Source organism: bacterium (assembly GCA_040755795.1).
Classification (GTDB): Bacteria; UBA9089; CG2-30-40-21; order CG2-30-40-21; family SBAY01; genus JBFLXS01.
Genome location: JBFLXS010000217.1, coordinates 1 through 6,730, shown reverse-complemented (window position 1 = coordinate 6,730; position 6,730 = coordinate 1). Strand labels below are relative to the sequence as shown.

The 6,730-nt window shown below is 34.0% G+C and carries 6 protein-coding genes; all 6 read right to left on the bottom strand.

Annotated elements, in window-relative coordinates; translation table 11 throughout:
• Positions 1–107: 107 nt before the first annotated feature.
• The gene (locus AB1414_13185) at positions 108–839 is read right to left on the bottom strand and encodes a radical SAM protein (protein MEW6608377.1); all 732 of its coding nucleotides are present in this window, start codon (positions 837–839) and stop codon (positions 108–110) included.
• A gap of 4 nt (positions 840–843) precedes the next feature.
• On the bottom strand, positions 844–1,722 hold the full coding sequence (locus tag AB1414_13180) for a hypothetical protein (protein ID MEW6608376.1): 879 nt from the start codon (positions 1,720–1,722) through the stop codon (positions 844–846).
• Between the two features lie 13 nt (positions 1,723–1,735).
• Positions 1,736–2,935, bottom strand: a complete 1,200-nt coding sequence (locus AB1414_13175; protein MEW6608375.1) for an ABC transporter permease — start codon at positions 2,933–2,935, stop codon at positions 1,736–1,738.
• A 185-nt stretch (positions 2,936–3,120) separates the two neighbouring features.
• Positions 3,121–4,533, bottom strand: a complete 1,413-nt coding sequence (locus AB1414_13170; GenBank protein ID MEW6608374.1) for a radical SAM protein — start codon at positions 4,531–4,533, stop codon at positions 3,121–3,123.
• Positions 4,534–4,535: 2 nt separating this feature from the next.
• Positions 4,536–5,561 (bottom strand): 3-oxoacyl-[acyl-carrier-protein] synthase III C-terminal domain-containing protein, encoded by a 1,026-nt coding sequence (locus AB1414_13165; protein ID MEW6608373.1) that lies wholly within the window; start codon positions 5,559–5,561, stop codon positions 4,536–4,538.
• A 622-nt stretch (positions 5,562–6,183) separates the two neighbouring features.
• Complete coding sequence (locus tag AB1414_13160; protein ID MEW6608372.1) at positions 6,184–6,309, bottom strand: hypothetical protein; 126 nt, start codon at positions 6,307–6,309, stop codon at positions 6,184–6,186.
• Positions 6,310–6,730 lie beyond the last annotated feature (421 nt).

Below are 6,730 nucleotides of genomic sequence, written 5' to 3'. Positions count from 1 at the left end.
AAGGCTAAAGCCAGAGGTTTTAGAAGTTACAGAAATTTTAAAATAGTAACCTTTTTGATTACAGGAAAACTTAATTTTGGTCAACTCAATAAACACTATTTACCCACTTAAAACTTAGAAGAACCTCTTATTTGTTTGCATATTTCTTCAATATCTTCTTCCTCATCATATGTAAACTGTTGAAAAAAAGTAGCTAATTGGTCATTAGACAATCTATACTGATATGGAGTAGTACCCCCATCATTCCTTGCTGTAATGGTAATACTAAACCTTGGGACTGCCTTTAACTTCTCTGCTAATGATTTCATCTCAGAATACTCTGCAAAATTCTGCCTCATTAATGTTGGTTTGAAGATAGTAGTTATTCCTCTTTCCTTGAGCAACTTGAAGGCATTTATAGATTTCTCAAAGCTCCCAGAAACTTTTGTAATATCTTCATGTGTTTGAGCAGTGGCTCCATACATGCTAATCTCTACTGCCTCAGGGCAAACACCTTTTATCATATCAGCTATTGTGGGAGTTATCAATGTACCATTGGTAAATAATTTTATCATAAATCCATTCTTCCTTGCATAGGAGGCTATCTCAAACAAGTCCTCCCTTAAAAAAATCTCCCCTCCTGTAAAGGTTAAAAAAATTACCTTTTCTTGAGCCAATTTATTTAATAGTTGTTTAACTTCAAGGGTAGTAAGTTCTTGCTCTTTTAAGTTATTCTCTACATAGCAATGAACACACCCTAAGTTACATCTATAAGTTAATTCTATTGTAACGCTAAATGGCAGAGTCTTATCCCAATATTTTTTAAAAATCTGTTCGTAAATAGGCCTACTTCTGTCCAATAGATTACTTTCTCCTTTCTCCTTGTACAGATAGGATATGAGTCCAAAAGGTTCCATCTTTCAGAAAGTGAAGTTCATAACAAGGTACTTTTTCTATAATCTCACTACATAAATTAAACACTTTCTCTCTCTGAAAATGATGGAGTACACCAAATAACAAGAATATATTTGGGATAATCTCTTTTAGGCTACTATAAATTGAATATTTTTTAATGTAGACCTCTTTATCTTTTTTGGGAAAGAGAAGACTTTCTATCCGAGCCCAAACGTAACTATTTATTCTATTTCCATAAAATGGAGTACTATATACTTTATACTGATTATTAATCTTTCGAATAAGGCTCATATCATCATTAAGAACTGTATATTTATCAGACAAATTAGCAATAGTAGTTTTTCCACATCCACATTTACCACAGAAAATAAAACCTCTATTAGAATCCACTACTACACTGGCTGCGTGCAAAAAAAAGCCATTAAATTCTATTAAAAAGTAGGAAAGAAATCGTCTAATAATGCTTTCTGTATTGTTTTTTTCCGAAGGAATAATTATCACCTGTCCCTTCTTTTGTTTAAAATCTGCGATTCCTGCATATGAATACCCCTTACTAAACAATACTCTCCATTCATCTACAACACACTTACTTCCTTCTGAGCCAGTTTGAATTTTCTCTTTCACTTGAATTTCTACAACTAATTGAGGGGAATCTGATGAGAGAAAGGCATAAAATTTTCTCTTCATCAACTCATTAAGCTCATAATCATTAGTCTTTATAGAGAGAATTATTCCTCCAACTTCTATCCTTATTTCATATTCTTCATCAAGGCAGATATTTTTTATTTCATCAAGAACTTTTTTATTTATCAGTTGATTATTTTTCATATCTTCTCCTTACTTACTCATACCTCAAGGCATCAATAGGATTTAAAGATGAAGCTCTGGAAGCAGGGTAAAGTGCAAATAAAAGAGTTAATATAAGAGCTACCCCACATGAGACAAAAATTGTTAGTAGAGAAATTACAGGTGTACTTGTTTTAATCAACGAACCTGCGATAAAATGAGTTCCAATTATGCCAATAAATACTCCTATCCCACATCCCAAAATTCCAATTATAAATGCCTCTGTAAGAAATTGGGTTAGTATATGTCTATTTTTAGCTCCAACTGCCTTTCTAATACCTATCTCTTTGGTTCTTTCAATAATAGACTTTAGCATTATATTCATTATCCCCACTCCGCCAACTATTAAAAGTAGTATTCCAAGACAGAATCCAAAGATTGTTGCCTTTTTATTTATACTAAATTGAGCAGAAAGTAACTCCTTTGGGGCATACACAATAACAGAGATTTTCCTTAATTCAAAAATTGCTTTTATATCTTGAACTGCTTTTGATACCTGTGCTGAGTTATATGTTTCAACTAATAGAGAAAAGATATTACTTTTCCCTGCTATTTCCTTTTGAAAAACGGTAATCGGCACAATAATGCCCTCATTATCTATCATCCTTTGAATTTGTTGATTGGTCTTATCAAATACCCCAATAATTCGCAGATTAATCTTCTGATTGGCACTGCCTATAAGATAAATAGACTGATTAATAGGTGGTATTTTTTTGAACAGCTTATGATAAATTCCCTCTCCTATTACACAGACATTAGAGAGATTATTTACCTCCTCCTGGTTAAAGAATCTACCCATTATTAAAGGAATTTCTGTTACTTCCTTCAATTCTGCTGCTATCCCTACAACCTGTGCCGCATCGATACTTTTATTAGAGGCATAAATTGGATATGAACTACTTGTTATAGGTAGAATTTGTTTAACTTCAGCACACCTTTTTATTATTGCATCAGTATCTTTTTGAGTAAACCCAACGGACATTTCTGTCTCACTGACTCTCATAGATACAGATACTAATTTTGAGCCCATTTTCTCAATCTCTTTTAATATAAATCTTTTCTCTCCTTCTATAACAGAAGAGATTAGAACTAAAGAGGCAACTCCAAATAATATACTTAGCACAGGGAGAATTACTCGTGTTTTATTTATTCCCAGAGTGTTTATTCCATCTTTTATATTCTCTAAAATAATCATTTCTTTTTTCCTTATGTCACTTTTTTCACTCTAACAATATCCCATCTACCTTAATCCCAGCACCTATGGTGAGTATGATAATCTTATCCTTACGGCTCCATCACATTTTTGTCTAACCATCAAATATCTGTTGTGCATAGAAAATTGAAAATGCACGGCTCAATAACTCTATTAATATCAATATGCTATGGAATCACGACCTTAGGTCGGGTAGAACCCGAATTTCTCATCGCATTTAACCAATGCAAAAATTTAAGTTTTTTTGTTTTGAAATGGTCTTTTGAAAGAATAACATTTCCCCACAAGTATTTAAGTCTCTTATAAAGCACTACCTCATTTCCTTGAAATAAAAAAGATTGTAGATCTTCAGAGTCTATTTGGGAAATATTTATAGGATGTATAGGATTAAATTTTCGCCAGTCATATTTTACTTCATTCGGAAGATATGAATATATCTGAGTACCAGGATATGGTGTTAAGAGAGAGAATATTACAAAATCTAAATTTAGCTCTTTAGGGAAGTTTAATGTTTGCTTTATACTCTGATAATCATCTGTCTTGTGACCAAGGATAAAGTAACCTATTGTAGTAAGTCCAGCATCTGTAACATCTTTACAAGCTTCTTGGATCTGTTTTCTATTAATCTTCTTATTGATATCCTGAAGTACATTGTTATTACCTGATTCAATTCCCAATCCAACAGCATAACAGCCATGTTTTTTCATTTTTATAAAATCTTTCTTCCTTAGTATATCTACCCTTGTCATACATTTCCATTTTATTTTTACCCTGTTATTTTCCAGTTCTACATAGAAATCCTCCATCCATTTTTTATCCATTCCGAAGAGCTCGTCACAAAAAGTTATATCATCAATGTGGTAGTTATCTCTTAAAATTTTTATCTCCCTTACTACATTAGAAGGACTCCGGCGCCTATACTGCGAACCAAATGTTAGTTTAGAGCAGAAATTGCAATTAAACGGACACCCTCGAGAACTAACTATACTCATTACCCGATTGCCCAATTGATAAATATCTGAATAATGTTGATCTTTAACTAATTCATAATCTGGAAAAGGGATGGTATCTAAATTTTCTATTAATTCTCGTTTTTCATTACATATTATTTCATTTTCATGTCTGAACACAAGACCTTTAATGTGAAAGAATGTTTTTTTATTCTCGAGAGCATCCAAAAATTCGTTAAAAGTAGATTCTCCTTCACCATAAACCAAAAAATCTATTTCTTTACAATCTTCCATTGTTTGCATAGGCAAAGCATTTGCGTGAGGACCTCCAACTATAATATGGCATTTAGGCCTTTTTGCCTTTATTTGAGGGATTATATTAAAAATCCTCAATGCAGCAGGGGTATAGAAAGAAAATGCACAAATATCAGGATTATACTCATTAAGATATTTAAAGAAAGTATCAATATTATCCACTCCAAGGTCAGGGTCATGTAATTCAAATAAACTTGTAGAATATCCCTTTTGTTTAGCTATAGAAGACAAATATAATATTCCTATTGGTGGATAGAAAAATGGGTTGAAAGGATTTTGAATGTAGCATACAAATAGAATTCGTCGAGTAGACATTTTCAACCACCTCCTTCATACTCTAACAAAATCCCATCCACTTCAATGCCAGCGCCCATCGTCAACATAATAGTTTTATCCCCTTGTTTAATCGCATTTTTATCCATCAGTTCTTTAAGGGTAAACAAGATTGTTGGGCTCGATAGATTGCCGTATTCTGACCATATCAAACGAGAATATTTTATATCATCTTCATCAATTCTTAAAACCTCTTTAGCCTTATCAAGGATTGAAACTCCCCCTCCATGAATCGCCCAGATTGAGATGGACGATTTTTTGAGCTTATTGTATTTAAGAAGCTTATCTGTTACTTCAGCCAAAAGAGGACTAACTATTTCTGGGAGATTTGGTGTCAGGACAAGCTTTAATCTGGCATCATCCCATCTATAACCTAACTTATCTATATGGTCTGTAGCCGAGACAGAGAGGAAATCTACAAAGGCAAAACCATCACCATCCGAAGATACCAGAGCCGCCGCAGCCCCATCGGCAAAAATAGCATCACCTATTGCCATCTCCAGGCTGCGATCAGGATGATAGGTTGCCGAACAGATTTCGACACAGACAATAAGAGCTTTTCCTCTATTCAGGCGAAGAAAATCATATCCTCGGCGAAGGGCTGGAGCAGCCGCACCACATCCCATCCCCAAAAGGTTGTTATGGACAACATCTGGCCTTAATCCAACTTCCCTGGCAACATAGTGACTTAAGCCAGGACAAGTATATCCCGTGCAGGATACTAAGACAATACAGTCAATTGCCGAGGCTTCGATTTTTGCCCGGGCAAGACAGTTATTAATCGCCTCTTTTGACAACTTAATAGCTTCCTGCTGATAACTTTCATAGAGTTCTTGTACACTTAACCTCAGCACCTTCTCAAGAGGGATAGAAAATCTTCTAATCTTTATCCTTGTTCCGATGAATAGTTCCTTAAAAAGTCCTCTCAATTTTAAGCTTGAGAAGACCTGTTCTTGAGTGTAAGCATATTGAGGTACTGCCGTGCCTATAGCTGAAATTACTGGATTCATGGTATCATTCTCCCCAATTTTGAGATTTGTTCACATCTTTGGGAAAAACAAAAAAAGCGTGTCTTTCTTGAAATAGACACGCCTCTACAATTCCTTTTTAATAAATCACGGCACATTACGATAGATAGATAGATAGATAGATATTACCTCACTTATTCTTACCATTTTTCTCTCCTTTCTTTTGCTCAGGTAATGTCAAAAACTAACCACAGAGAGCACCGCGAACTTCTTTAATGGAAATAAGTTAAACTTCTTTTGTAACACTTTACTCATTTGAAGTAGTTTACTGTAAAATGGATACTGTAAAATGTAAAATAAAGGATAAGGAAGGATGTAGAATCTTCCACTTTCAATTTCTCATTATTTATTTTACAGTTAATCTTCTTATACTACTTCATTTGGGTAAATAGTTACAAAAATTTTAACTGATGTCAATAAAAATTTTGACTGATTACCAAAAAGATCAAAAATTAGGCTCAAAAATATTTTTGAACTGATAGCAATGTGCTGTAAATGTTTAGTTTTTCGTAGAATACTCAGCCAAGCATAGCTCAGCAACCTCTGGCTGCTGTACATTAGCAAGAGGTAGCACCTCTGGCGGCTAATGTGCTCCGAAGACACATCAGCATCTCTTACATTGAGGATTACCACAACGATGATAGCTCCATGTTACAATTATTGGAGTCATCGTGTCAATAAACACGGATAAGTTTCTTTTTCCCATATTGTCTTTTTGCCTTAAAATCATAACATTAATTAATATAGCACAAATCGTCAAATTTGTCAAGAAAAAAATAAAAAATCAGCAATTCTCGGTGAAACTAAATAAACAGCCCAAGTAACCACCTTAAAGCCATTTTTTGCTTTTTAAACATCTTCTTCCTCTAAATTGCTTAAAATTTCCCCCTCCTAAACCTCTGGAGAATCTCCTTTATCTTAGAAATTGGGCACACTATTCCCTTTATCACAAAATCAAATCCTTATTTAATTATATTATTTCTCTATCTTATCCCCCTTTCTCCCTTTTCATCCACTTGCTGGTTCAGGTGGCGAAAGAATAAACCACAAAAGCTCCTCCCAACTTTGAAAAATTAATATCCGAATCGTACACCGTAACTGATTCCAATACTCTCTCCGACTGCTAAATTTCTTCCGACAAGCCTGATAGA